The 26,565-nt window shown below is 62.1% G+C and carries 23 protein-coding genes; 9 read left to right on the forward strand and 14 right to left on the reverse strand.

All coding sequences use genetic code 11. From position 1 onward, the window contains the following. The first annotated feature begins 11 nt into the window (after positions 1–11). The 3 genes from NE851_RS22070 to NE851_RS22080 all read left to right on the forward strand — a co-directional run bounded on the left by NE851_RS22070 (position 12) and on the right by NE851_RS22080 (position 2,780). A complete protein-coding gene (locus NE851_RS22070) occupies positions 12–1,292 on the forward strand; it encodes a multidrug effflux MFS transporter (RefSeq protein ID WP_028758066.1) in 1,281 nt (426 codons plus the stop codon). Between the two features lie 101 nt (positions 1,293–1,393). Further along, complete coding sequence (locus tag NE851_RS22075; protein WP_097543648.1) at positions 1,394–2,233, forward strand: acyl-CoA thioester hydrolase/BAAT C-terminal domain-containing protein; 840 nt, start codon at positions 1,394–1,396, stop codon at positions 2,231–2,233. A 73-nt stretch (positions 2,234–2,306) separates the two neighbouring features. Then, a complete protein-coding gene (locus NE851_RS22080; RefSeq protein WP_063475254.1) occupies positions 2,307–2,780 on the forward strand; it encodes a GNAT family N-acetyltransferase in 474 nt (157 codons plus the stop codon). A gap of 22 nt (positions 2,781–2,802) precedes the next feature. Here the strand turns inward: NE851_RS22080 and NE851_RS22085 are convergent, their stop codons facing one another. The 10 genes from NE851_RS22085 to NE851_RS22130 form a co-directional block, all read right to left on the reverse strand. After that, positions 2,803–3,627, reverse strand: coding sequence for an inositol monophosphatase family protein (locus NE851_RS22085; protein ID WP_063475223.1), 825 nt, complete (start codon positions 3,625–3,627; stop codon positions 2,803–2,805). Between the two features lie 41 nt (positions 3,628–3,668). Continuing rightward, on the reverse strand, positions 3,669–4,496 hold the full coding sequence (locus tag NE851_RS22090) for an inositol monophosphatase family protein (protein ID WP_028756384.1): 828 nt from the start codon (positions 4,494–4,496) through the stop codon (positions 3,669–3,671). Positions 4,497–4,542: 46 nt separating this feature from the next. Beyond that, positions 4,543–5,412 (reverse strand): tRNA 2-thiocytidine(32) synthetase TtcA, encoded by an 870-nt coding sequence (gene ttcA, locus NE851_RS22095; RefSeq protein ID WP_254957720.1) that lies wholly within the window; start codon positions 5,410–5,412, stop codon positions 4,543–4,545. A 60-nt stretch (positions 5,413–5,472) separates the two neighbouring features. Beyond that, positions 5,473–6,402 (reverse strand): glutaminase, encoded by a 930-nt coding sequence (locus NE851_RS22100; protein WP_028758072.1) that lies wholly within the window; start codon positions 6,400–6,402, stop codon positions 5,473–5,475. A 102-nt stretch (positions 6,403–6,504) separates the two neighbouring features. Next, positions 6,505–7,122 (reverse strand): 30S ribosomal protein S4, encoded by a 618-nt coding sequence (gene rpsD, locus NE851_RS22105; protein ID WP_004676212.1) that lies wholly within the window; start codon positions 7,120–7,122, stop codon positions 6,505–6,507. A 224-nt stretch (positions 7,123–7,346) separates the two neighbouring features. Next, positions 7,347–8,861, reverse strand: a complete 1,515-nt coding sequence (locus tag NE851_RS22110) for a helicase HerA domain-containing protein (protein ID WP_254957743.1) — start codon at positions 8,859–8,861, stop codon at positions 7,347–7,349. Between the two features lie 179 nt (positions 8,862–9,040). Next, positions 9,041–9,841 (reverse strand): glutamate racemase, encoded by an 801-nt coding sequence (gene murI / locus NE851_RS22115; protein WP_028756201.1) that lies wholly within the window; start codon positions 9,839–9,841, stop codon positions 9,041–9,043. Then, entirely contained in the window at positions 9,822–10,652 is an 831-nt protein-coding gene (locus NE851_RS22120) for an RNA methyltransferase (RefSeq protein WP_028756200.1), read from the reverse strand. Before NE851_RS22120 ends, murI begins: the two co-directional genes overlap by 20 nt. 4 nt (positions 10,653–10,656) lie before the next feature. Beyond that, the gene (locus NE851_RS22125; protein WP_254957746.1) at positions 10,657–12,696 is read right to left on the reverse strand and encodes an FUSC family protein; all 2,040 of its coding nucleotides are present in this window, start codon (positions 12,694–12,696) and stop codon (positions 10,657–10,659) included. A gap of 119 nt (positions 12,697–12,815) precedes the next feature. Then, positions 12,816–13,343, reverse strand: a complete 528-nt coding sequence (locus NE851_RS22130; RefSeq protein WP_254957748.1) for a hypothetical protein — start codon at positions 13,341–13,343, stop codon at positions 12,816–12,818. A gap of 187 nt (positions 13,344–13,530) precedes the next feature. On the opposite strand from NE851_RS22130, the gene NE851_RS22135 reads away from it, so the two are divergent. The 3 genes from NE851_RS22135 to NE851_RS22145 all read left to right on the forward strand — a co-directional run bounded on the left by NE851_RS22135 (position 13,531) and on the right by NE851_RS22145 (position 15,973). Next, a complete protein-coding gene (locus NE851_RS22135) occupies positions 13,531–14,742 on the forward strand; it encodes an NADP-dependent isocitrate dehydrogenase (RefSeq protein ID WP_028756198.1) in 1,212 nt (403 codons plus the stop codon). Between the two features lie 69 nt (positions 14,743–14,811). Continuing rightward, positions 14,812–15,258, forward strand: a complete 447-nt coding sequence (locus NE851_RS22140; RefSeq protein WP_028758075.1) for a GNAT family N-acetyltransferase — start codon at positions 14,812–14,814, stop codon at positions 15,256–15,258. A gap of 88 nt (positions 15,259–15,346) precedes the next feature. After that, a complete protein-coding gene (locus tag NE851_RS22145; RefSeq protein WP_028756196.1) occupies positions 15,347–15,973 on the forward strand; it encodes a glutathione S-transferase family protein in 627 nt (208 codons plus the stop codon). A gap of 51 nt (positions 15,974–16,024) precedes the next feature. Here NE851_RS22145 and NE851_RS22150 read toward each other — a convergent pair whose 3' ends face one another. After that, the gene (locus NE851_RS22150; protein WP_028758076.1) at positions 16,025–16,876 is read right to left on the reverse strand and encodes an AraC family transcriptional regulator; all 852 of its coding nucleotides are present in this window, start codon (positions 16,874–16,876) and stop codon (positions 16,025–16,027) included. Positions 16,877–17,003: 127 nt separating this feature from the next. Here NE851_RS22150 and NE851_RS22155 point away from each other — a divergent pair, with 127 nt between their 5' ends. Further along, positions 17,004–17,636, forward strand: coding sequence for a LysE family translocator (locus NE851_RS22155; RefSeq protein WP_254957749.1), 633 nt, complete (start codon positions 17,004–17,006; stop codon positions 17,634–17,636). A gap of 88 nt (positions 17,637–17,724) precedes the next feature. Here the strand turns inward: NE851_RS22155 and alaS are convergent, their stop codons facing one another. Beyond that, positions 17,725–20,379 carry an alanine--tRNA ligase gene (gene alaS, locus NE851_RS22160; RefSeq protein ID WP_254957750.1) on the reverse strand — a complete coding sequence of 885 codons (2,655 nt, stop codon included), beginning with the start codon at positions 20,377–20,379 and terminating at the stop codon, positions 17,725–17,727. 154 nt (positions 20,380–20,533) lie between these two features. Then, positions 20,534–21,628, reverse strand: coding sequence for a recombinase RecA (gene recA / locus NE851_RS22165; RefSeq protein ID WP_003540131.1), 1,095 nt, complete (start codon positions 21,626–21,628; stop codon positions 20,534–20,536). 229 nt (positions 21,629–21,857) lie between these two features. Here recA and NE851_RS22170 point away from each other — a divergent pair, with 229 nt between their 5' ends. Beyond that, positions 21,858–22,802 (forward strand): carbohydrate kinase family protein, encoded by a 945-nt coding sequence (locus NE851_RS22170; RefSeq protein WP_254957785.1) that lies wholly within the window; start codon positions 21,858–21,860, stop codon positions 22,800–22,802. 88 nt (positions 22,803–22,890) lie between these two features. Further along, positions 22,891–23,823, forward strand: coding sequence for a pseudouridine-5'-phosphate glycosidase (locus NE851_RS22175; protein ID WP_063475220.1), 933 nt, complete (start codon positions 22,891–22,893; stop codon positions 23,821–23,823). Positions 23,824–23,955: 132 nt separating this feature from the next. On the opposite strand, the gene cckA is transcribed toward NE851_RS22175, so the two are convergent. Further along, entirely contained in the window at positions 23,956–26,559 is a 2,604-nt protein-coding gene (gene cckA, locus NE851_RS22180; protein ID WP_047610036.1) for a cell cycle histidine kinase CckA, read from the reverse strand. Between the last annotated feature and the right edge of the window lie 6 nt (positions 26,560–26,565).

Here is a 26,565-nt window from a genome sequence, read left to right on the forward strand (position 1 = left end):
GATTTCACCACATGACGCCGCCGCATAAACCGCACCAGGAAAACCAAGGCTCTCGCCGCATCGGCATGGGCTTTGGCGAATTCGTCGTCACCATCGCCATCATGACCGCCAGCGTCGCCATGGCGATCGACAGCATGCTGCCGGCATTGCCCAATATCGGCCATTCCCTCGGCGTCACCAATACCAACGACGCGCAGCTGATCATCGGCGTGTTCTTCTTAGGCTTCGGCGTCTCACAGATATTCTTCGGCAGCCTTTCGGATACGTTCGGCCGCCGCAACATCCTGCTCGGCGGCCTGGCCTGCTATATTGTCGGAATGTTTGCCGCCGCAGCGACCGGCAGTTTCGAAATGCTGCTCGTCATGCGTTTCGTCCAGGGCATCGGCGGTGCGGCCGTGCGCATCACCACCATGGCCATCGTCCGCGACTGCTTCGGCGGCCGCGAAATGGCGCGCGTCATGTCTTATGTCATGATCGTCTTCATGATCGTGCCGATCGTTGCGCCTTCCGTCGGCCAGCTCATCATCCTCTATGCCAACTGGCACTGGATCTTCATCCTGCTCGGCATCATCGCCGCCATCCTGTTCGTCTGGGCTCTTCTGCGGTTGAAGGAATCGCTGCCGCCGGAAGAGCGGCTGCCGCTGTCGGTTGCCTCTGTCGGGGATGGCTTCAAGACCGTGCTCACGAACCGTATCACCTGCGGCTACATGATCGGCCTCACCATGTTCACCGGCGTCATCAGCGCCTATGTGATCTCGGTGCAGCAGGTCTTCGGTGAAGTCTATGGCCTTGGCGACTGGTTGCCGATCGCCTTTGCGGCCACCGCAGGCGGCATCGCCGTCGCCAATTTCGCCAACGGCTTCTTCGTGCGCAAATTCGGCATGCGCCGCATCTCGCACGCCGCCCTGCTGATTTTCACGGCACTGTCGGCTGTCGGCTTCTTCTATTCGCTGGCCGGCAAGCCGGATTTCGCCATCGCCTACGGCATCTTCACCATCGTGCTGATGATGTTTGCCCTGATCGCCACTAATTTCACCGCCATCAGCCTCGAGCCGATGGGCAATCTCGCGGGCACGGCCACCGCCATCACCGGTTTCGTCTCGACGACCTTCGGCGCCATCCTCGGCGGCCTGGTCGGTCAGATGTTCAACGGCACGGTGCAGCCGCTCTTCGGCGGCTTCGCGCTCTTCGGCGCGGTGACGATCGCAGCCACCCTTTGGGCGGAGAACGGCAAGCTCTTCACCCACCCCGGCGACAGCCCGCAGCTCGATCCGGGTGCGGCCCACTTTTGAAGTGCGAGCTGCTGGGTGGTTCGGTCCCGGCGGCATTGCATTTAAATAACAAACTCGGCACGTTCCTAAATCTGGATGCCCTTGGAACAAGGAGCTCAGTTTTGGATGTAGAATATCAACATCTCCCCCCGCCATTGCAGGGTGGGATATTTCAAGCCAAAACAAATACCGCCACTGGCGTTGTGGTACTCGGCGGCTCCAGTGGTCGGGTCGATGTGGCCCGTGCCAGGTTGTTTGCCAGCCAAGGGGCAACGGTAATCGCGCTTCGGTGGTTCGGCGGCGAAGGCCAGGTGCCAGGTATTTGCGAGGTGCCGCTGGAAATCTTCTTCGCCGCCACCGATTATTTGATGGAGCTCGGCTGCAGACGTATCGTCTTGGTGGGGACATCGAAAGGCGCCGAAGCCGCGCTGCTCACGGCGGTATATGATCCACGCATCAGCGCCGTCATCGCAATGAGCCCTTCTTCGGTCGTATGGGGAAATATTGGTCCGGGGCTTGACGGCATCAGCTGGCCGGAACGCTCATCCTGGACGTTGCGAGGGACACCGCTTCCCTTTGTATCGTCCGACCCTGAATGGGTGCAGGAATACCGAGACGGGCTCGTTGCCTACCGGGGCCTGTTCGAACGATGTCTTCAAGTGCACGAGTCTGAGATCGAGCCAGCAACTATCCCTTTGGAGAAAACAACTGCCGAAATTCTGCTTGTGGCAGGAGGCGATGATGCGCTTTGGCCGTCAGACGAATTTGCCGCAGCAATTGTTCGCCGGCGCGCAGCTTCGGGCCTATTCACCCAGCTTGTGTTGGGAGAAGATGCGGGCCATCGCATTTTGCTGCCGGGGGAAACGACTCCCCGATCATCGCTGCGTGCTCACGGTGGAAGTGAGACAGCCGATGCCAAATTGGGACGACTGGCGTGGGAGTACATTCTCGCTGCCCTATAACAGGATAGCAGTAGTCATTTGATCGATGGTTCAAGCCATCGGATTGGTGCGGCAGTGCGCGAAGGCATCCTCTATGGACGACCGAATTCTGATCAGGTCTTACGCGCCCGGCGACGTGGACGCGACGATTGAAATTTTTCTGCGTGCGATTCGAGAGGTCTCGTCGAAAGACTACTCACCCGCTCAGATCCAGGCTTGGGCGAAGGTGGAAGATCGCGGACTATGGGCAGAGCGAAGGAAAAGCAGGCCTGCCTGGATCGCAGAATTTGACGGACAGCCTGTTGGGTTTTCCGACCTGACCGGCGACGGGTGCCTGGACATGATGTTTGTGCATCCCGAATTTCAAGGGCTTGGAATAGCAAGCCGGCTGTTGAGCAGGATCGAGGACGAAGCTCTGAAACTGGGGTTCAGCCGAATTTATACCGAAGCCAGCCGAACTGCCCGGCCGTTTTTTGCGCGAAAAGGCTTCCGCGTCATAACGAAGCAAATCGTCGAGAAACGTGGGCAAAGCCTGGAAAACTTTCTCATGGAAAAGTTCTACGGATAACAGGCGGCAGTCGGACCGCTTTTCAGACCGTGAAAACCTCACGCCGTAGCACGTTCCACGAGGCCTTGTCGGGCGCAATCAGCAGACCGCCGTCGAGGTGATGCGGCTGGTAGGGCGAGCCGTCGAAGCGCGCCGCATAGGCACCGGCCTCCTGCGAGATCAGCGTGCCGGCAAGATGATCCCAGGGCATCAGCTTGTTGTACATCAGGTAATGCACATGGCCGCCGGCAAAGGTGCGGTATTCTTGGGCCGCACAGCGGTAATTGGTGAGGAAACGCACCTTGGCCAGATTGCCGAGAATCTCCGCCCGCTTCTCCTGCGGCAGGTAGCCGGTCGAGGCCATGCCGACCATCTGGTCGAGCGCAACCGGGTCTGCAACCGCGAGCCGCTGCGCTTCGCCATCCGGCCGGCGCAGCCAGGCGCCGCCGCCTTTTTCCGCCATCACCCAGTCGTCGCCCATCGGATCGTAGATGATACCGGCAACCGTCTCGCCGGCCGAGACGACAGAGGCCATGACGCCGAAAGCCGGAATACCGGAGGCGAAGTTGAACGTACCGTCGACCGGATCGACGACGATGGCGAGATCGGCATCTTCGAGCCCGTAGAGCAAATCAGGCTCGGCCGCGACCGATTCCTCGCCGAGGAACAGCGCACTCGGCCAGAGCCGCTGAGCTTCCGCCTTGATCATCCGCTCGGCCTGTTCATCCGCCTCGGTGACGAGATCGGTCGCCTCGCTCTTCGCGCGCACGTCGCCCTGGCCGAGCCGGCGGAAGCGCGGCAGGATCTCCGCCTTCGCCGCGCGGCGCAGCAGATCGGCAAGAACGGTCACGTCAACGGTCGAAGTCATGTCAAATCCTTTCGGTCCGGCCTTTCGGGAAGGGCCTCACATCAAATGCCGACGATCTCACGTCGGATCAGCTGCCAGCTTTCCCGATCGGGTGCGGAGATGATGCCGCCCGTCGTCTCGCCGGGGCGATAGGGCGTGCCGTCGAATTTCGCCGTATGGCCGCCGGCCTCCTGATGCGCGAGCACGCCGGCCAGGTGGTCCCAGGGCATCAGCTTCGCATGGCCGATGAAGTGCATCTTGCCGGAAGCGACCATCCAATATTCGTAGGCCGAGCAATTGAAGGAGAAGGTCATCCGGATCTTCGCCATGTTGGCGCAGATGCGCGCGCGATCCGGGTCGTCCATGTGGCCCCATGAGAGGCCGCCGACCATCTGGCTCAGGCTAGCAGGCTCGGCCACCTTCAGCTTTGTCGACTGCCCGTCCCGGCGTGTCAGCAACGTGCCGGCACCCTTGATCGCCGTCACGGTATCGCCGAGAACGGGATCGTGAATGATGCCGGCGACCGTTTCGCCCCTGGCAGTCACCGCCAGCATCGTCCCGAAGACGGGAAGCCCGGCGGCGAAATTGAACGTCCCGTCGACAGGGTCGATGACGAAGGCAAGCTCGGCATCGGCAAGGGCCGGCACGACGGACCGATCGGCATCATAAGCCTCTTCGCCAACGATGAGTGCTTGAGGAAAGCGCTCCCTTAGCGCCGCGGTGATCCTGTGTTCGGCATGCAGATCCGCCTGTGTCACCAGATCGATTGCCGAAGTCTTTTCCGAAACATCGGCATCGGCGAGATTGCGGAAACGCGGCATGATCTCGGCACGCGCCGCCTCCCGGATGCAATCACCGAGAAAGAGAATGTCCTTGTCAGAAATAGTCATGCGAAATCCTGTCCGTCATACATGAGCCGCCTGCTTAGCCGGCCATTCATGACGGGTCGGTGACAGCAAGGGTGGAAAAGTCGAAGAGTTTCGGATCGAGCAGATGTGAAGGGTTCACATGCGAAAGCGCCCGCAGCATCGTGTCCTTGCGTCCCGGCATGCGCTGTTCGATATCGGCGAGCATATCCTTCATCGCATTGCGCTGCAGCCCGTCCTGCGAGCCGCACAGATCGCAGGGGATGATCGGAAACTGCATCGCGACAGCGAATTTCGCGAGGTCTTCCTCGGCAGCATAGGCAAGCGGCCGGAGCACCATCAGGTCGCCCTCGTCGTTCAGAAGCTTGGCCGGCATCGAGGCGAGCCGCCCGCCATGGAAGAAATTCATGAAGAAGGTTTCGAGAATGTCTTCGCGGTGGTGACCGAGCACCAGCGCATCGCAGCCCTCTTCCCGCGCGACGCGGTAGAGATTGCCGCGCCGCAGCCGCGAACAGAGTGAGCAGTAGGTGGCGCCTTCCGGCACCTTCTCCTTCACGATCGAATAGGTATCGCGATACTCGATCCGGTGCTGGACGCCGATCTTTTTCAGATAATCCGGCAGCACGTGCTTCGGGAAATTCGGCTGTCCCTGGTCGAGATTGCAGGCGATGAGTTCCACCGGCAGCAGGCCGCGCCATTTGAGATCGAGCAGCAAGGCCAGCAGCCCGTAGGAATCCTTGCCGCCGGAAAGACCGACCAGCCAGCGCTTCTGGCCCTTCAACATGTCGAAATCGTCGAAGGCCTGGCGCACCTGCCGCAGCAGCCGCTTGCGCAGCTTGTTGAAGGAGACGGAACGCGGCGCATCGGCAAACAGCGCATGGCCGCTGGTGTCGGCCTCGCCGGTTTCCAAATCATCAGCGAAATTGGCTGCGATATTCATTGCTTCGTCCCACAAAAATTCCACACTTGCTCTAGCAGAAAGCCGCCTGGCAACACAGCATCAATCGCCGAAAACCGACCAGCCGGTGCGGGCTGCAAGCATTTCCAACGCCGCGGCGCCGAGCTGCGAATTACCGACCTTGTTCAGCCCCGGCGACCACACCGCGATCGAGGCGATACCGGGCGCCACCGCGAAGATGCCGCCGCCGACGCCGCTCTTGCCGGGCAGGCCGACATGATAGGCGAAATCACCAGAGCCGTCGTAATGTCCGCAGGTCAGCATCAGCGCATTGATGCGCCGCGCCCGCTTCGGCGAGACCACCGAATGGCCGGTCGTCGGATTGCTGCCGCGCGCCGCCAGGAACAGCCCGGCGCGGGCGAGCTGCTCACAAGTCATCGACAGCGCGCATTGATGGAAATAAACGCCGAGCACGTGGTCGACGGGATGGTCGAGATTGCGATAGGCGCGCATGAAGTTGGCGAGCGCGAAATTGCGGTAGCCCGTCTGCGTCTCCGAACGAGCCACCTTGTCGTCGATGGTGATCGACTCGTCATCGGCGAGATAACGCACGAAGCGCAGCAGCTCGCCGATTGCCTCGCGCGGCGCATGACCGGCCATGACGACGTCGCTGACGGCAATCGCGCCGGCATTGATGAAGGGATTGCGCGGGATGCCGCTCTCGTGCTCGAGCTGGACGATCGAGTTGAAAGCCGATCCGGAGGGTTCGCGCCCAACCCGCTTCCACAGCCCCTCGCCGACCTTGCCGAGCGCCAGCGTCAGCATGAACACCTTCGATATGCTCTGGATCGAAAAGGCAGTATCGGCATCGCCGACACGGTAAACCTTACCGTCGACAGTGACGATCGCCATGCCGAACTGCTTCGGATCGACCTTGGCGAGCTCGGGAATATAGTCCGCGACCTTGCCCTCGCCGATCCGCGGCTGGATATCGGCGTAGATGCTATCGAGGGTCGCCTGCAAATCTGCCATCGCTTCTCTCCAGATCGCAAAAAAGCCGCTCGAAAGAGCGGCTTTCCATATATCGGCGCATGCTGTTGTCCCGCAATCGGTTTCGACTGCGAGACGAAGGCATTAACGCGAATAGAATTCGACGACCAGGTGCGGTTCCATGACGACCGGGAACGGAACGTCGCTGAGCGTCGGAACGCGGCCGAAGGTTGCGACCATCTTGTTGTGATCGACTTCGATATAGTCAGGAACGTCGCGCTCTGCGAGGCTGACGGCTTCCAGAACGGTCACCAGCTGCTTCGATTTTTCGCGAACTTCGATGACGTCGCCGGCCTTGCAACGGTAGGAACCGATGTTGACGCGAACGCCGTTGACGGTGACGTGGCCATGGTTGACGAACTGACGGGCAGCAAAGACCGTCGGAACGAACTTGGCGCGATAGACGATGGCGTCCAGACGCGATTCCAACAGGCCGATCAGGTTTTCAGAGGTGTCGCCCTTGCGGCGGTCAGCTTCGGCGAAGATCGCGCGGAACTGCTTTTCGCGCAGGTCGCCGTAGTAGCCCTTGAGCTTCTGCTTGGCGCGCAGCTGCACACCGAAGTCCGAAAGCTTGCCCTTGCGGCGCTGGCCGTGCTGGCCCGGGCCGTATTCGCGGCGGTTCACCGGGGACTTCGGACGGCCCCAGATATTTTCGCCCATACGGCGGTCAATTTTGTACTTGGACGATTCGCGCTTGCTCATCGTATTTCCTTTCAAAGGTTTATGACGATTTGTTACCAAACCGCACGAAGGAAACACGCCCTCCTCTGATCTCTGCCGAGATCTGACAGGATGTTTCGGTTAGCGAACAGAAACGATCCACGGGACATGTCAAATGAAACACCGGGCATTGCTGCCCGGTGCTTGCGGCGGTCTTTAGAGGGCCGTCATGAAAATGTCAACAGCGGCACAGCCTGAACGCGCCACTATTCTGCCGCCAACGGCTGGTCGCCGCCTGTATCAAGCGCGTTGGCGTCGCCAGGTGCGGTCTGGCAGTTCATATCCGGAAAAGCGACGATGCGCTTGCCAGAGAAATCCGTGTGCACGACGACGATGCCCTGCTCCTCGAAATAGCCAAGCAGGCGGCGGGCGCGGCGGGCGGAATGGGTGCCGTAGGCGCGGGCGATCCGGGCGTCCGACGGGCACGGTTCGCCGCAGACGGCCGCCTTGGCGAGCATCAGGAAGACACCCTGCAAATCGTCGGTGACGCCTGACGACAGCGACAGCGCCGTTGCCCAGGCATCGCTCGCGGCCGTTTCCGCATCAACGCCCGAGCGCGAGATCGCCACGCGCCGACGGAAATCCGGCAGGGCGATCGGTGGTCCCGGCACACGGCGCATGCGCAGCCGCACGAGAAAATCCTGGTAAAGCACCGAATCGGTGCGGAAACCGGAGGTGGGATCGTCGAGGATTTCGGCAAGCACGCCAGCAAGGCGCTCCTCCCGCTCCTCGGCAGAGACCTCCACCTGGCTCGCCCTCGCCTCGGCAGGTGCGGCCGAGGCTGCCGGCGTCGAGCGCGAGAGTTCGGCGAGAATGTCGGTCGTCGGCCGCGGCGCCGGCGCAGCGCGGCGCATGGGCGGGCGCTGGAATTCTTCCGGATCGGGCGTGAAGATCAGGTCCTCGACATCCTGAGGCGCATCCGGCAGCGGCATCAGCTTCGGGCTGGACGAGCGCGCCGAAGTCTCCACCGCGCCGATCTGGATCGGCAGCGGCCGGCGCGACAGCGCCGGTCCGAGAGCGACGAAATTGCCACGCTTCAGGTCGCGGAACATCTCGGCCTGGCGCCGATCCATACCAAGCAGGTCGGCGGCGCGCGCCATGTCGATATCGAGGAAGGTGCGGCCCATCAGGAAGTTCGAGGCCTCGGCGGCGACGTTCTTGGCGAGCTTGGCCAGCCGCTGCGTCGCGATCACGCCGGCAAGACCACGCTTGCGTCCGCGGCACATCAGGTTGGTCATCGCGCCAAGTGACATCTTGCGCGCATCTTCCGAGACATCGCCGCCGACCGACGGCGCAAACATCTGCGCCTCATCGACGACGACGAGAACCGGATACCAATATTCGCGATCGGCATCGAACATGCCATTGAGGAAGGCGGCGGCAGCGCGCATCTGCTGCTCGATATCGAGGCCTTCGAGCGTCAGCACACAGGAAACGCGATGCTGACGGATACGGTTGGCAATGCCCGCCAATTCCGCCTCGGTCCGTTCACCGTCGACGACGACATGGCCGAACCTGTTGCTGAGCGTGACGAAATCACCCTCGGGATCGATGATGACCTGCTGCACCCATTGCGCCGATTGCTCGAGCAGGCGGCGCAACAGATGCGACTTGCCCGATCCGGAATTGCCCTGCACGAGCAGACGGGTCGCCAGCAGCTCCTCGATATCGAGCGTCGCCGGGCTGCCGGACGCCAATCCCATATCGATGCCAACCTGCAATGCTGATCCTCGCGGCGAAGAGACTCACATGAACGAAGCGCCATTCTTCCGAAACGGCATCGCCCCGTCTATCAAAGAATGCGCTATCTTTCAGGACCGGATTTCGCCAACCCACAGGACAATTCCGGGCTCACCCGAGAAGAGGATCCATCGCCGCGATCCTACATCCCGTCGCCGCGCTACGCCCGCAAGCCGAAGCCCTGCATCAGCCGCCGCGTGGCGAAATCCTGTTGGCCGGAGGTGAAGACCGCGAAGTCGAAATTGTCCGGGTGTACGGCATCGGCGACCAGCGGCACCAGCGTGCGGGCGCGGCGCGCGATCGCCTCGGCGGGGTCGAGCCAGTCGACCGGCCAGGGCGCAAGCCGGCGGAAGAGATTGGCCATGAAAGGATAATGTGTGCAGGCGAGCACGACGATATCGGTTTTCCGACCGTCCTTCTCGACGAAGCATTGGTCGATTTCGCCAAGCACGGCCTCGTCGGAGACGGCGTCACCACGAATATAAGCCTCCGCCATGCGCGCAAGGTTCTCCGAGCCGACGAGGCGGACGTGGCATTGCTGGGCGAAGGACTGGATGAGGTCGCGCGTATAGGCTCGCTTCACCGTGCCGGGAGTGGCGAGCACCGAGACCAGGCCGGACCGCGTGCGCTCCGCCGCCGGCTTGATTGCCGGCACGGTGCCGACGAAGGTCATCTGCGGAAAGGCGGCGCGCAGATCGGCACCAACAAGCGTGAAGGCTGTGTTGCAGGCGATGATGCAGACTTCGGGATCGTGATCCGCCAACAGTTTGCCGAAAAGTCCGATGATCCGCTCCTTCAGGGCCTGCTCCTCCCAGCCGCCATAGGGAAAGCCGGCATCGTCGGCGACATAGATGAAGCCGCGTTCCGGCATCAGCACGCGCGCCTCGCGCAAGACGGTCAGCCCGCCGATGCCGGAATCGAAGAGAAGAATAGGTTTCAGCTCACGCGTCGTCGCTGTCATCGGGCGGTGTTTCCTTGGCCGCTGGCGGGAACCGGCCTCCGCGCGGGCTCTTGCGCGAGAAGCGGTCGAGGGAGGAGATGACGCCGCGCAACACGCTGATTTCCTGCTCCGTGAAAGCCCGGCGGGATAAGACAGCGCGCAGATTGTCGACCATTTTCGGCTTTTTCCCGGCAGGATGGAAATAACCGCGGGCATCGAGCGCCTCTTCCAGCTGGTCGAACAGGCCGAAAAGCTGTTCCTTGGTCGAAGGCGTCTGCCCCATCGCCTGGAACGGAACGGCGCCGAGATCCTCCATGCCGGATTTCATCCATTCATAGGACATCAGCAGCACGGCCTGGGCAATGTTCAGCGAGGCAAAGGCGGGATTGACGGGAAAGGTGACGATTTCGTCGGCAAGCGCCACCTCCTCGTTGGTCAGCCCCCAGCGCTCGCGCCCGAAGAGGATGCCGGTGCCCTCGCCGGCGCGGAACCTCGCCCGAAGTGTCTCGGCGGCGATGACGGGCGAGCGCACCGGCTTGTAGCCGTCGCGCTCGCGCGCCGTCGTCGCATAGACAAAATTAAGATCGGCAACCGCCTGCTCCAGCGTGTCGTAGACCTTGGTCGCCTCGATCACGTGATCGGCTTTGGAAGCGGTCGCCAGCGCCTTTTCGTTCGGCCAGCCATCGCGCGGATTGACCAGGCGCAGTTCGGCAAGGCCGAAATTCGCCATGGCGCGCGCCACCATGCCGATATTCTCGCCCATCTGCGGCTCGACCAGAATGATGGCCGGGCCTTCGGCCAGAAGTTGACGCTCGCTGTTCGTACCTGCCATGGTCCTATCCCTGTTTCGAGCGCGCAATAGCCTCGCCCGCTGCAAACGGCAAGACGTCTGCAGGGGGATAGAGTCTTTCCAGCGCCGAACCGATCATTTCGAGCCCAAGTTTCGCGCCCTCGCGCGATAGCGGCAGGTGCCGGCCAGTTGTCCGCGACGCCTTGCGCTTGATGAGGAAACAGCTCGAGCCGCGCCGGGCCGCATTGTCGATCAGCGCCAGATCCGCCGCGATCAGCGTCTTCAGATTGTCGTCAGCGGCCGGCGCGTCATAACTCTTCGCCAGGATACGCGCCCAATAGGTGCAGGAGAGGAAGATCGCCAGCGTCTGGCGGATCTGGCCCGGGCGCGTCACCACCGACCAGGACGAGCCGAGGGGCCGCGCCGCCACCGTCACGTCGCGGTAGCAGCCATCGATCTTCTGCGACAACCGGATCAGGTCGAAACCGCTCTTGCCCTCGCCGATCGCGCCAAGCAGCTCGCGCAACGCCTGGAACCAACGGGCAAGTGCGGCATCGAGCGCCCCGCGCGTGCGCGTGGGGAAGACGATGAAGGCGACCGCCGTTCCCGCCGCCGCCCCGATCATGGTCTCGCCGATGCGCAGCTTCAACAGATCGAGCGTCAGCACGCCGGTCATGCCGTAGACCAGGCAGAGCACGATCGAGATGAAGAAGGTCATCGTCGCATAGGAAACCTGCAGGAAATAGAAGGCCAGAAAGATGCAGACGGCGGCGATCGGAATGGCGATATCAGGCTCGCCCGAAATCAGCGTCGCCAGCACAAGCCCGATGGCGATCCCGAACACGGTGCCGAGCGAACGCGACAGCGCTTTCATCGCCGTATCGCCGCGCGAATTGGTGTTGGTGAAAACGAGGAAGGCGGCAAGCACCGCCCAGAACCAGCGCTCGCGCGAGAGAGCCAGGCCAAAAGCCATGGCAAGCGCTGAGGCGAGCGTGATCTGCAGCGCCGAGCGAAGCAGGGGATTGGCAAAGGAAAAGTCGATCTTCTCAGGCAGCACAGTATCCTTGACGGCGTCGATGCCGGAGAATCCCGAGGTCTGCCCCTCGCCGATCGCCTGTGTCAACTGCTGCCGCGCCTCGCCGAGCCAGAGCAGCGCCCGCACGGTTTCGCCTTGCGGCTGGTCCTTGATGGCTTCGGCCATCTCCGCAAATCTTGCAAGTTCCGTGCTATCGGCCTCGATTACGGCATGGATGAGCGCAAAAGGCGGCGGGCTCTGGAAACTCCGCACGATTGCGCTCTCGGCGGCCAGATGCGCATCGAAGAGCCGGATCGCCAATTCTGCGGCCGGATCGGCGGTGGCATCGAAAACGCCGCCGGACGGGCGCGGGATGAAGGTTTCGGCCATCAGCACCACTTCCTTCAGCCGGTCTTCCAACTGGCGCAGTTCCTGCCGGTCGGCTTCACCGATCTCGGCGCCGACGGCGAGGGCGGCGAGCTTGAAGAGGATCTGGTTGATCCGGCCGCGCACACTTTCGAGCGAGCGGAGCAGGTCGCGCCGCCAGTCGTCCGGCAACAATACGGCTCTCACCAGATGGCCGACGAGCACGGAGACGACGGGGCCGATCGCCACATCAGGCAGCTCGGCCAGCGGAGGCCGGAAATAGGCGCCCATGAAATAGGAGGTGAAGGCGAACATGCCGATCGCAAAACCGCGCGGCCCGAACACCCGCCCGGCCGATGCGAGCGCGATCACCACCAGGAAGACGAGGTCGGAGAATAAACGGCGATCCTCGAGGCCCGCCGCGATGGCGACGACGCCAAGGCTTGCGACGCAACCGAAGAGCCGCGTCACCAGCTGGCGCGTATTGCCCTTGTCGCGAACGGCCACCCCACCCTCGATCGACAGCACGATGCCGAGGCCGAAAGCCGCCGTCGGCAACGGCAGGATGAACATATGGATGGCGAGAAGGATTAAAAATGAGAAGATGATCGTCAGCGTTACCCGCGAGGCCATGCGCAGGCGCGAAAGCGCCGGATCATTGGCAAGCAGCCAGTCGCGGAACTGAAAACCGGAAAACAAATGCAAAGCCCCTCATGCCGCAGAAGGATCGACAGATACCGCCGCAAGAGCGGAAATCAAACCACGGCAACGATCGGAACATTCGCCGGGCTCGAATCCTTCGGCATCGATCGAATGTGGCGCGTCTATTGGCCCTTGGCAATCAGCGCCATCGTCGCCTTCAGGGAATCACGGGCCTGCGTTTCGATATTCTCGGTGACGATATCGTCGATCACTGGCTTGCCGTCTTCTTCGACCACTTCGAAACGAACGGTCGTATAGTCCTTGGCATCGGGCGCATCGGAGCAGGCGGATTTCTGGAAGCGCACAGTCACCTCGGCCGTCCCGTTGACCACAGGTGTTGCCGCCATCGTCAGATCCTGCAGCGGGCAGGCATCCTGGCCGTTGACGATGACGTCGTAGTCGAACGGCGATATGCCGTCGTCGTCGACCGCGGGAAATTGCGCCGCCGCCTGGTATCTCGCGACGAAATCGCGGCTGTAAAGATGGTCGAGCCGGCTTGCGTCGAAGATGTCGGTCCAGTCGCTGTTATTGTCCGCCCAGTTGCTCTTGGTCGCGTCCATGATCTCCTTCACGGGGGCGGTGACATCGGCGGCATGGCCGATGCCGGAAAAGGCGATAAGGCTTGCGATAACAACGGCGATTGTCTTCATGGTCGAATATCCGAGGGGCGGCAAATCAAGGCGGACACTAGCCGAATTCCGGCACTTGGCAATGCAGCAAAAACGCATTGCAGAACCCGTTGCAGCTTTGCGTTCCCGGTTCACAATGCTATAGCGCTCCTCATCACGTCACCCACCCGGGACCCCGTCCCCCTTCAAGCTCGAACGAGGCAGATACATGAACAAGATCAAGGTCGCCAATCCCGTCGCCGATCTCGACGGCGATGAAATGACGCGCATCATCTGGCAGCTCATCAAGGACAAGCTGATCCATCCGTATCTCGATCTCGACATCGACTATTTCGACCTGTCCGTCGAAAACCGCGACGCCACCAATGACCAGGTGACCGTCGATGCCGCCAATGCCATCAAGAAGTACGGCGTCGGCATCAAGTGCGCGACGATCACGCCGGATGAAGCCCGCGTCAAGGAATTCAACCTCAAGGAAATGTGGAAGAGCCCGAACGGCACGATCCGCAACATCCTCGGCGGCGTCATCTTCCGCGAGCCGATCATTTGCCGCAACGTGCCGCGCCTGGTTCCCGGCTGGACGCAGCCGATCGTCGTCGGCCGCCACGCTTTCGGCGACCAGTACCGCGCCACCGACTTCAAATTCCCCGGCAAGGGCAAGCTGACGATCAAGTTCGTCGGCGAGGACGGCACCGTCATCGAGAAGGAAGTGTTCAACGCACCGGGCGCCGGCGTCGCCATGGCCATGTACAATCTCGACGAATCGATCCGCGAATTCGCCCGCGCCTCGATGATGTACGGGCTGATGCGCAAGTGGCCGGTCTATCTCTCCACCAAGAACACCATTCTCAAGGCCTATGACGGCCGCTTCAAGGACATCTTCGAGGAAGTCTTCGAGACCGAGTTCAAGGATCAGTTCAAGGAAGCCGGCATCACCTACGAACACCGCCTGATCGACGACATGGTCGCCTCGGCGCTGAAGTGGTCCGGTGGCTACGTCTGGGCCTGCAAGAACTATGACGGCGACGTCCAGTCCGACACCGTCGCCCAGGGCTTCGGTTCGCTCGGCCTGATGACCTCGGTGCTGCTGACCCCCGATGGCAAGACGGTCGAAGCCGAAGCCGCTCACGGCACCGTCACCCGCCACTATCGCCAGCACCAGAAGGGCCAGGAAACCTCGACGAACTCGATCGCCTCGATCTTTGCCTGGACCCGTGGTCTGGCGCATCGCGCCAAGCTCGACGACAATGCGGAGCTTGCCCGCTTTGCCGCAACGCTCGAAAAGGTCTGCGTCGATACCGTCGAATCCGGTTTCATGACCAAGGATCTGGCGCTCTTGATCGGCCCCGACCAGCCGTGGCTGTCCACCACCGCCTTCCTCGACAAGATCGACCAGAACCTCCAGAAGGCCATGGCGTAAGCCGGCCTTTCCGAGATAAGATCGAAACGGCGGGGATTTCCCCGCCGTTTTCAATTGGCGAATGAACCGATGACGGCCATCCTGCGACCGCTTGAACCCGCCGACCGCGCCGCATGGGAACCCTTATGGGAAGCCTATCAGCGCTTCTATGAGGTGGTCATTCCGCCCGAAACCACCGATCTCACCTGGGCTCGCTTCCACGATCCTGACGAACCGATGCACGCGCTCGGCGCCTTTGATGAAGATGGCCGTCTCGTCGGCATCGTCCATGCCATCTTTCACCGCTCCTGCTGGCTGCCGCAATGGACCTGCTATCTGCAGGATCTCTATGTCGAAAACACCCAACGCGGGCTCGGCACCGGCGCCGCACTGATCGACGCCGTCGCCGACCTCGCCCGCAAAAACGGCGCAGGCCGGCTCTATTGGATGACGCATGAAACCAATGCAACGGCGCGGCGGCTCTATGACAGGATCGCCGAGCGCTCGGGTTTCATCCAGTACCGAAAGGCGCTTTAAGCGGCTGGGGTTGCACAAAGGCCTCGCCGCACTATTGATTCCGGGGAACGGCAAGACCGCAGAATTACGGCAGCACGAGGAGGATCTCATGACGGAAGAACTGGTATTCTACACGAACCCGATGTCGCGCGGCCGCATCGCGCGCTGGATGCTGGAGGAGATCGGCCAGCCCTATCGCACCGAACTGCTGACCTTCGGCGAAACCATGAAGGCGCCCGAATATCTCGCGGTCAATCCGATGGGCAAGGTGCCGGCGATCCGTCACGGCGATACCATCGTCACCGAATGCGCGGCGATCTGCGCCTATCTCGCCGACACCTTCCCCGAAAAGGCGCTGGCGCCGACGCCGGAGGAGCGCGCCCGCTATTACCGCTGGATGTTCTTTGCCGCCGGTCCGCTCGAATCGGCGGTAACGATGAAGGGGCTCGGCTTCGAAATTCCGAAGGATCGCCTACGTATGGCCGGCTGCGGCGGTTTCGGCGACGTCATGAATACGCTCGAAATGGCGGTCTCCGGCTCGACCTACGTCGCCGGCGAACGCTTCACCGCCGCCGACGTCTATGTCGGCTCGCATATCGGCTGGGGCCTCGGTTTCGGCAGTATCGAGAAGCGCCAGGCCTTCGTCGATTATTTCGGCCGCATCAGCGGGCGTGAGGCCTACAAGCGCGCGAATGCGCTGGACGACGAAGCCGGCAAGACGATGCAGGCGGCTTAATCTGTAAAACCTGGAGCGGCGGCCCGACCGCCGCTCCGGAGATATCCGCCGTCAGACAAGCGGCATGTGAATGTCCGTCAGAAGCTCGGTCGGCGGCACCTCGCGCGGATTGTTGAGATATTCCTCGAACATGAGCCTGTCCTTCAGTTGCCGGCCGGACTTCGGCAGCCATTCGGCAAAGAGCCATTGATAGGACTTGGGCATATTGGCATAGGGGCCCTTGTGGCGCAGCACGGCATAATCGCCGCCGTCGATCGTGCGCCGCTCGAACGGCGCATCGGCCGGCACGTCGGCAGCGCCGGTGACGCAGGCGATCGAACGCAGCTTTTCCAACGGCACGATATCGGGATCATCGAGATAGACGCCGATCATCCGCATCTCGGGCTTGGCGAGGCCGCGAGCATAAAGCGTGCCGAACAGCGTCTCGAAGGCCTTGTCGATCTGCATGTAGGAACCGGTATGGGCAACGCCGATCAGCTCGATCGGCCCGATCTCGCGTATGGTAACGTCTAACATCGCTTTGGTCTTTCCGTTGGGTGAGGGCTCATAGGCTGTGTGGCTTCCCTCTTTCCGGTAGCGGGCCGGCGGCATGCCGTAGACCGACTTGAAGATGCGATTGAAGGATTGGAGATTGGGATAGCCTGATCGCTTCGCTATTTCACTGACGGCAAGTTCCGTGCGGACGATCTCGCCTGCCGCATGATGCAGCCTGAGCCGCTTGACGGTTGCCGCCAGCGTCTCGCCGTAAATCGCCCGGTAGATCCTGTGCCAGTGATAGCTCGACATGCAGGCGATTTCGGCAAGGCGCTCCATATCCAGCTCCTCGTCCAAATGGTCGTGAATATAGGCCGAAACCCGTCGCAGACGGTTTTCATAAAGTGCCCATGCCGTTTCGCCGTTCATGTCAAACCTCGTGCAAATCGATCGGCCAAAGAAGAACATAACCCGATTTGACAAATCCTGCTGACTTGCGCTTTCGACGAATCCGGCATAGGGCGGAAGTCCGGCTCGAACCCAAAAGGAATGACTGATGCCGGATTTTTCAACATTGATGATTTTTGCCGCCGCAGCGCTGGTGCTGACAGCCACGCCCGGTCCCGACATGCTGCTGATCGCCTCGCGCAGTGTCAGCCAGGGACGCGCCGCCGGATTTCTGACCTATGCCGGCATCGCGCTCGGCACCTATTGCCACGCCCTTGCCGCCGCTTTCGGGCTCTCTCAGCTCTTCGTGACGGTGCCCGCTATCTATGAAGCAGTGCGCTGGGCCGGCTGCTGCTATCTTCTCTATTTGGCCTATAAGACAATCCTCTCGGAAGTCACCGCCTTTGCGCCAGCATCGACATTGAGACGGCTTTCGGGCAGACGCATCTTCTTTGCAGGTCTCGCCACCAATCTGCTCAATCCGAAAATGGCCCTCTTCGTCATGGCCCTCTTTCCGCAATTCGTGACTGCGCAAAGCGGCTCGATCACGATGCAGATGCTGGTGCTTGCGACCGTGCTGAACGGCATCGGCCTCGTCGTCAATGGAGCCGTCATTATTCTCGGAAGCCAAATTCGCACGCGGCTGGCCTCGCTCAGCCGCTTTCCGAAGATGCCGCAATATATGCTGGCGACTGTTTTTGCCGGGCTCGCCTGCCGCCTCGCTTTGCAAGCGCGAAACTGACCGCCGCAGGCTTCTGCGCAAAATAAAACCGGCTGCGAAATCCAGATCTCGCAGCCGGTCCACATGTCAAACGCCGTCAGGCTGATGGTCAGCCTGCAAGTGCCGACGCAACTGCCTCAAGGGCTTCGTCGGCCTTGGCGCCATCAGGGCCGCCAGCTTGCGCCATGTCCGGACGGCCGCCGCCGCCCTTGCCGCCAAGCGCGGCAGAAGCGACGCGCACCAGATCAACGGCGCTGAAGCGATCAACGAGGTCGGGCGTCACGGCAACGACCGCGCTTGCCTTGCCATCCTCGGAAACGCCGATGAGCGTCACGACGCCCGAGCCGATGCTGGTCTTCCCGTCATCGGCGAGCCCCTTCAGATCTTTGGGATCGACGCCCGATATCGACTTGCCGAGGAACTTGACGCCGGCGACTTCGCGCACGGAATCGGCCGAGCCGCCCTGCCCGCCGCCCATGGCGAGCTTGCGCTTGGCGTCGGCCAGTTCCTTTTCGAGCTTGCGGCGCTCGTCGATCAGCGCTTCGACGCGCGAGAGAACGTCTGACGGTTGAACCTTCAGCGAGGCGGCAAGCGTCTTCACGCGCTCGTCCTGTTCGGCCAGATATTCGCGCGCCGATTCGCCGGTGACGGCCTCGATGCGGCGAACGCCGGCGCCGACGGCGCTTTCGCCGAGAACGCGGATCAGGCCGATCTGGCCGGTGGCTCCGACATGCGTGCCGCCGCAGAGTTCGATCGAATAGGGCTTGCCGGCCTTGGCGCCGCGCACACCCTCGCCCATCGCCACGACGCGGACTTCATCGCCGTATTTCTCACCGAACAGCGCCATCGCACCTTCGGCGATCGCATCGTCGACGCTCATCAGCCTCGTGGTGACCGGCGAATTCTGCAGCACGATCTCATTTGCCATATCCTCGACGATTTTCAGCTCTTCGGCCGACATCGGCTTCGGATGCGAAACGTCGAAACGCAGGCGCTCGGGTGCTACCAGCGAACCCTTCTGTGCCACATGAGTGCCCAGCACTTCGCGCAGCGCCTCATGCAACAGGTGGGTTGCCGAGTGATTGGCGCGCAGGCGCGAACGGCGGGCATGATCGACCGTCAACGCGACAGCATCGCCATCCTTGACCACGCCTTCGATGACGGTACCCAGATGCACGAACAGGCCTTCGCCCCTCTTCTGCGTATCTGAAATCTCGATCTTGCCGTGGTCGGACGAGATCACCCCGGTATCGCCCATCTGGCCGCCGGATTCGCCGTAGAACGGCGTCTGGCTGACGACGATCTGTACCTTGTCGCCGGCCCCGGCCTCGGTGGAAACCGCGCCGTCCTTGACGATCGCCTGCACGACGCCTTCAGCCGTTTCGGTGTCGTAGCCCAGGAATTCGGTCGCGCCGTGTTTTTCCTTGAGCTCGAACCACACGGTTTCGGTCGCCTTTTCGCCGGAACCGGCCCAGTGCGAGCGGGCTTCGGCCTTCTGGCGCTGCATCGCATCGGTGAAGCCGGAGATGTCGACGCCGATCTCACGGGCACGCAATGCATCCTGCGTCAGATCGAGCGGGAAGCCGTAGGTGTCGTAGAGCTTGAAGGCGGTCTCGCCATCCAGCATATCGCCCTTGGAAAGATCCGTCGTCGCGTCCGAAAGAAGCGACAGGCCACGTTCGAGCGTCTTGCGGAAGCGGTTTTCCTCGAGCTTCAGCGTTTCCGAGATCAGCGCCTCGGCGCGCACCAGCTCCGGATAGGCGCGGCCCATCTGCTGCACCAGCGTCGGCAGCAGCTTGTACATCAGCGGCTCCTTGGCGCCGAGCAGCTGCGCATGGCGCATGGCGCGGCGCATGATGCGGCGCAGGACATAACCGCGGCCCTCATTCGACGGCAACACACCGTCGGCGATCAGGAAGGCCGAGGAGCGCAGGTGGTCGGCGATGACGCGGTGGCTGGCGCTGCCTTCCGCCTTGACGCCCATCGTATCCTCGATGGCGCCGATCAGTGTCCGGAAGAGATCGGTGTCGAACACGCTCTGAACGCCCTGCAGAATGCAGGCCATCCGCTCCAGACCCATGCCGGTGTCGATCGACGGACGCGGCAGCGGGTTGCGAACGCCGGGCTCCGTCTGTTCGAACTGCATGAAGACGAGGTTCCAGAATTCCAAGAACCGGTCGCCATCTTCCTCCGGCGAGCCCGGAGGGCCGCCCCAGACGTTCTCGCCCTGGTCGATGAAGATTTCCGAGCACGGACCGCAGGGGCCGGTATCGCCCATCTGCCAGAAATTGTCGGAGGTCGGAATGCGGATGATCTTGTCGTCGGAGAAACCGGCGATCTTCTTCCACAGCGTCGCTGCCTCTTCGTCTTCGGAATAGACGGTTACCAGCAGGCGATGCTTCGGCAGATCAAAACCTTCGGTCACGAGCTTCCAGGCAAGCTCGATCGCATTCTCCTTGAAATAGTCGCCGAAGGAGAAGTTGCCGAGCATTTCGAAGAAGGTCAGGTGACGCGCGGTATAGCCGACATTGTCGAGGTCGTTGTGCTTGCCGCCGGCGCGCACGCACTTCTGCGAGGTCGTCGCCGTCGAATAAGGACGCTTTTCCAGGCCGGTGAAGACATTCTTGAACTGCACCATGCCGGCATTGGTGAACATCAGCGTCGGGTCGTTGCGCGGGACGAGCGGGCTCGACGGAACAATCTCATGGCCGTTCTTCTTGAAATAGTCGAGGAAGGTCGACCGGATATCGTTCACGCCGCTCATGCTATGCCCTTCAATGCTGCCGGAGGCAGGTAAATACAAATCCATCGGCTTTTAACGTTCGCCTCCGCCACTGTCCAGCAGACAAACAAAACCGGCCGCATTCTCATCAGGAATGCGGCCGGCTGGAACTGACTGATGAGTTCAAGCGCGAAAATTACATTTCCGCAGTGGCATCGCCATCGCCGTCATCGGGATCCGGTCCGCCGTTCTGCAGGAAGCGGTCGGCGATCAGGCCGGCATTCTGGCGCAGCGACAGCTCGATCTCGCGGGCGAGATCCGGATTGTCGCGCAGGAAGGTCTTGGCGTTTTCACGACCCTGGCCGAGACGCTGGCTGTTATAGGAGAACCAGGCGCCCGATTTCTCGACGATGCCGGCCTTGACGCCGAGATCGACCAACTCGCCGGTCTTGGAAACGCCCTCGCCATACATGATGTCGAACTCGACCTGCTTGAAGGGTGGCGCCATCTTGTTCTTGACGACCTTGACGCGGGTCTGGTTGCCGATCACCTCTTCGCGCTCCTTGACCGCGCCGATGCGGCGGATGTCGAGGCGTACGGAGGCATAAAATTTCAGCGCATTGCCGCCCGTCGTCGTTTCCGGCGAACCGAACATGACGCCGATCTTCATGCGGATCTGGTTGATGAAGATCACCATGGTGTTCGACTTCGAGATCGAAGCGGTGAGCTTGCGCAGCGCCTGGCTCATCAGGCGCGCCTGCAGGCCGGGAAGGCTGTCGCCCATCTCGCCTTCGATTTCGGCGCGTGGCGTCAGTGCGGCGACCGAGTCGACGACCAGGACGTCGACGGCGCCGGAGCGCACCAGCGTATCGGTGATTTCAAGCGCCTGCTCGCCGGTATCGGGCTGCGAGATCAGAAGGTTCTGCAGATCGACGCCAAGCTTGCGGGCATAGACAGGATCGAGCGCATGTTCGGCATCGACGAAGGCGCAGATACCGCCCTTTTTCTGCGCTTCGGCAATGGTCTGCAGCGCAAGCGTCGTTTTACCGGAGCTTTCCGGTCCGTAAATTTCGATGATGCGGCCCCTCGGCAGGCCGCCGACGCCAAGTGCGATATCGAGGCCAAGCGAGCCGGTCGAGATCGTCTCGATCTCGACAACATTCTCGTTGGAGCCGAGTTTCATAATCGAGCCCTTGCCGAACGACCGCTCTATCTGTGAGAGTGCCGCTTCAAGCGCCTTGCTTTTGTCCACCGATTTGTCCTCTACCAGCCGCAATGAATTCTGAGACATCCGATCCACCTTTAGGTTATTGAAGCCGCCCAAGCAATGTCGAGTTTGTACCCTATTTGTTCCATTCTCGCAATAGGCGATCAAACAATTGAAAGAAAAAGGTAAAACGGCCCGTGTTCTGTATTTGTTTTATCGATGAAAAGCAACGACTTAGATGTAAAGTGCCGGCACGCGCGCACAAAAACCCATCCCATCGATTCGCACGTCGGGCATCAGGAGAGTGCCTGAAATGAAAAGAAAGATTCTCGTTCTCGGCGGTGCCCATATCGATCGGCGCGGCCGCATCTCCGGCGAGACGGCGCCTGGCGCCAGCAATCCCGGCACCTGGTTCGAGGAACCGGGCGGCGGCGGCTTCAATGCGGCGCGCAATCTCGCAAGGCTCGGTTTTCAGGTGACGATGATCTCGCCGCGCGGCGGCGATCCCAACGGCGAACTGGTCGGCGAAGCCGCCGATTTCGCCGGCATCGACGACCGGCCTTTCGTCTTCCTCGACCGCAAGACGCCGAGCTACACGGCGATCATCGAGAAGGACGGCAATCTGGTGATCGCCCTGGCCGACATGGATCTCTACCGCTTCTTCGTGCCGCGGCGTCTATCCATCCGCTGGGTGCGGGAAGCTTTCGACGCCCATGATTTCATCCTCTTCGATGCCAACCTGCCGGAAGAGACGCTCGCCGCGATCGTCGCCAAGGCGCATTCCCTGGCCAAGCCCGTCGCGGCGATCGCCATCTCGCCGGCCAAGGTCGTCAGGCTGAAACCCTGCATCGGAGATATCGACTACCTGTTCCTGAACGAGGCCGAGGCCGCCGCCCTGACCGGTGAGCAGCCGGAAGACGCCGCCGGCTGGCCACCATTGCTGAACGAGATCGGCATCAGGAATGCCGTCGTCACTCGCGGCCGGCGCGAACTCGTCGCGCTTTGCGGGCACCGCGCCGTGACGCTGCAGCCGCCGATCGCCGACACCGTCGCCGATGTCACGGGTGCCGGCGATTCTCTTGCGGCCGGCACGCTCGCCGCCTTGATGCTCGGCCTGCCGCTCGAGGAAGCCGTCCGCCACGGCACCGCGGCCGCCACGCTGACCGTGCAGTCGCGGCACGCCGTCAACGAAAATCTGACGCCGGATCTTTTGAATGAGGCGCTTGCCCTTGTTCCCAAGATCAGAATTCTGCATTGAAGCGACTAATTAAAGAGTTGAGCATGATGCCGTCCGAAAACCGCCCACACTTTTCGGCATTATGTTCTGTCGATCATAGGACAAGACCATGACCAAGCCCATCTCCCCTCTTCTGCCGATCGCCTATTCGAAGGAGGTTGCCAGCGCCAAGCAGCGCGGCGCGCCGCTGGTGGCGCTGGAATCGACGATCATCACCCACGGCATGCCCTATCCCGGCAATATTGAGATGGCCCGCAGCGTCGAGACGATCATCCGTGAACAGGGAGCGGTGCCGGCAACGATCGCCGTCATTCATGGCACGTTGCATATCGGTCTTGAAGCCGCGGAATTGGAACAGCTCGCCAAGGCGACCGAGGTGATGAAGGTGTCGCGCGCCGATCTCGCCTTCGCGATCGCCGAGCGCCGCACCGGCGCCACCACGGTCGCGGCGACGATGATTGCGGCAGCGCGCGCCGGCATCCGCGTCTTTGCCACAGGCGGCATCGGCGGCGTACATCGCGGCGCCGAGGAAAGCTTCGATATATCAGCCGACCTCGAGGAGCTCGCCCGAACCGGCGTCATCGTCGTCTGCGCCGGCGCCAAGGCGATTCTCGACATTCCGAAGACGCTGGAAGTGCTGGAAACCCGCGGCGTGCCTGTCGTCACCTATGAGAGCGAGGAATTCCCCGCCTTCTGGTCACGCTCCTCGGGCATATCAAGCCCGCTGTCGCTGAACAGCCCGGCCGCCATCGCCAATTTCCAGACGGTGCGCGAACAGCTCGGTGTCGACGGCGGCATGCTCGTCGCCAACCCAGTGCCGGAAGTCGACGAAATCCCACGCGAGGAGATGGAAATCTATATCGAGCGGGCGCTGGATAGCGCCGAGCGCGACGAAATCACCGGCAAGGCTGTGACGCCCTATCTGCTCTCGACCATCTTCGACCTGACGGACGGCCAGAGCCTGAAAACCAATATTGCGTTGGTGGAGAACAATGCGCGGCTTGCCGCCGAGATTGCGGTGGCGCTGCGGAATGAGGATTGACGGGTAGGTCGGTATGGCCGTGACAGATAGATGGTGCCGAAAAAGCCCCTCTGCCTGCCGGGCAGAGGGGCTGGCACGGCACAACCGTGCCAGAGGCGATGTGTGGCACGCCCTCTCTCGGGCGCACCCCACTCACCCGTCCAACGTTTCCTTCACCACAACAGCGAGCTGCTTGAGCGAGAAGGGCTTCGGCAGGAAGCCGAATTTCGCATCCGGCGGCAGGTTGCGGGCAAAGGCATCTTCGGCATAGCCGGAGACGAAGATGAATTTCATGTCGGGATAGGTCTTGCGCAGCTCACGCAGCAGCGTCGGCCCATCCATTTCGGGCATGACGACGTCGGAGACGACGATATCGACCTTGCCGTCGAGTTCTTCCATGATGCTGAGCGCCTCGACGCCCGAGCCCGCCTCGTGCACGGTGTAGCCGCGCGTTTCCAGCATGCGCTTGCCGCCGCGGCGCACCGCCTCCTCGTCCTCGACGAGCAGGATGACCGCCGATCCCGTCAGATCCTCCGGCTGCTGTGTCGCCGGCGCCTCGGGCCGCACGCCGATCTCGGCGATGGCGCTGTCGATCGAACCTGCTTCGGCGGCGACCGCCGGCTCAGGGATGTGGCGCGGCAGGAACACCCGGAAGGTCGTGCCCTTGCCGACTTCGGATTCCGGCTGGATATAACCGCCCGACTGCTTGACGATGCCGTAGACCATGGCGAGGCCAAGGCCGGTGCCTTTGCCGACATCCTTGGTGGTGAAGAAGGGCTCGAAGATCTTGTCCATGATCTCAGGCGCGATACCGGTGCCGTTATCGGCCACCTCGATCAGCACCATGTCCTCGGCCGGCATGTAGGAATAGTTGAAGGCGGAGACCTCGGCGGCGGTCAGGTTTTTGGTGCGCAGCGTCAGCGTGCCGCCCTCGGGCATCGCATCGCGTGCATTGACGCAGAGATTGATCAGCACCTGCTCGAACTGCGAAAGGTCTGTTTTGACAGGCCAGAGGTCGCGGCCATATTGCACGTCGAGCTTGACGTTGGTGCCGGAGAGCAGCCGGTCGACCAGCATGCGCAGGTCGCCGACGACATCGGTGAGGTTCAGTACCGAGGGCCGCATCGTCTGCTTGCGCGAGAAGGCGAGCAGCTGGCGCACCAGCACGGCGGCGCGGTTGGCGTTGCGCTTGATCTCCATCAGGTCGGCGAAGCTGGCATCGGCCGGCCGCGCCTGCAGCAGCAGATGGTCGGAGGACAGCAGGATCGCCGTCAGCACGTTGTTGAAATCATGCGCGATGCCGCCGGCGAGTGTGCCCACAGCATTCATCTTCTGCGTCTGCGCCATCTGCGCTTCCAGCGCCTTCTGCTCGGTCACCTCGACGGCATAGACGATCGCCGCCTCCTCGGGCGCCTCGTCGCTCTGGTCGATGACCGCGTTGACATAGAAGCGGAAATAGCGCGCCTCGTCGGTCGGCGTCCGGGTATCGATGGGCGCGATATCGCCCTGCCGATCCTTGGCCGCCGCCAGCGCCTCGGCAAGCTGCGGCCGGTCGCTCTCCTGCACGATGGTTTCGAGATGCGGCGCCTTTTCGAGATCGTCGCGCGAGACGACGCCGGAGAACAGTTTCAGGAACGGTGCGTTGGTCCGCAGAATGCGCCCGTCGCCGTCGACCGAGGCGATCGCCATCGGCGTGTTGTTGAAGAAACGGGTGAAGCGCATGGCGGCGGCAGAAGCCGACTGGCCGCCGGCCTCGCTCTTTTCACGCGCCAGCACAATCGTCCGGCTTTCGCCGGGTGCGCCATCGCGCATCGAGGTGACGCTGTGGATGATCTGCACCGGCAGGCTCTGGCCGTTGGTCTTGCGCAGGTCGAGGTCGAGCGTCACGGTCTTCTTCAGACCCGGTTCGGCCTGCACCGACTGGATCAGCGCCAGCCCCTCGCCCGCCACGACGTCGCCGATCGTCATCGAGCCCGGCACGAACTTGGTGAGGTCGAGGCTCAGCCACTCGGCAAGCGTCGCATTCAGATAGAAGATCTCGCCCTTCCTGCCGGCGGAAAAGAAGCCGGCCGGCGCATGGTCGAGATAATCGATCGCGTTCTGCAATTCCTTGAAGAAGCGCTCCTGGTCGTCGCGCTCAGTGGTGATGTCGGTGATCTGCCAGATCTGCAGCGGCCTGCCGCTATTCTCCTCCGGCTGCAGCAGCCGTGCCTTCAGCCGGTACCAATGCGCGCCGGAGCTGTTGCTGCCTGGCCCGACGGCGCGCAGCAGCCGAAATTCCTCCCGGCCTTCCTTGCCCTCGCGCAGCCCGTTGACCAGCCTGTAGAGCGCTTCATTGGATTCGCGGTGACGCGACAGCAGCGTTTCCAGCGTCTGCACCTCGGTCGCCTTGCGCGCGCCGGTCAGCGCGCCATAGGCGGCATTGGCATAGATGATCCGGCCCTTTTCGTCGGTGATCAGCGTCCCGTCGGGATGGCTGTTGAGGAAGGCGCGCGCCAGGCTGTCGGACTGGCGCTGCGGCATCACCTCGATGAAGCCGATGACCGAAGACACCAGGAAGAAGATGCCGACCATGGCGAGCACGCCGAGACCGCCGAGCACGATCTCGTTGTCGAGCGACTTTTTGAAGAAGACGAAGCCCCCGGCGGCAGCAATCAGCACGAGCGCCAGCAGCAGAATGCGCAAAACCGTGCCAGAACGCCCCCCACGATCCACAAGCGGTGCGTTATAATCGTCGGCCTGACGCGGTTTCGTCATGTATTC

The sequence above is a fragment of the Rhizobium anhuiense bv. trifolii genome, assembly GCF_024346605.1.
Classification (GTDB): Bacteria; Pseudomonadota; Alphaproteobacteria; order Rhizobiales; family Rhizobiaceae; genus Rhizobium; species Rhizobium anhuiense.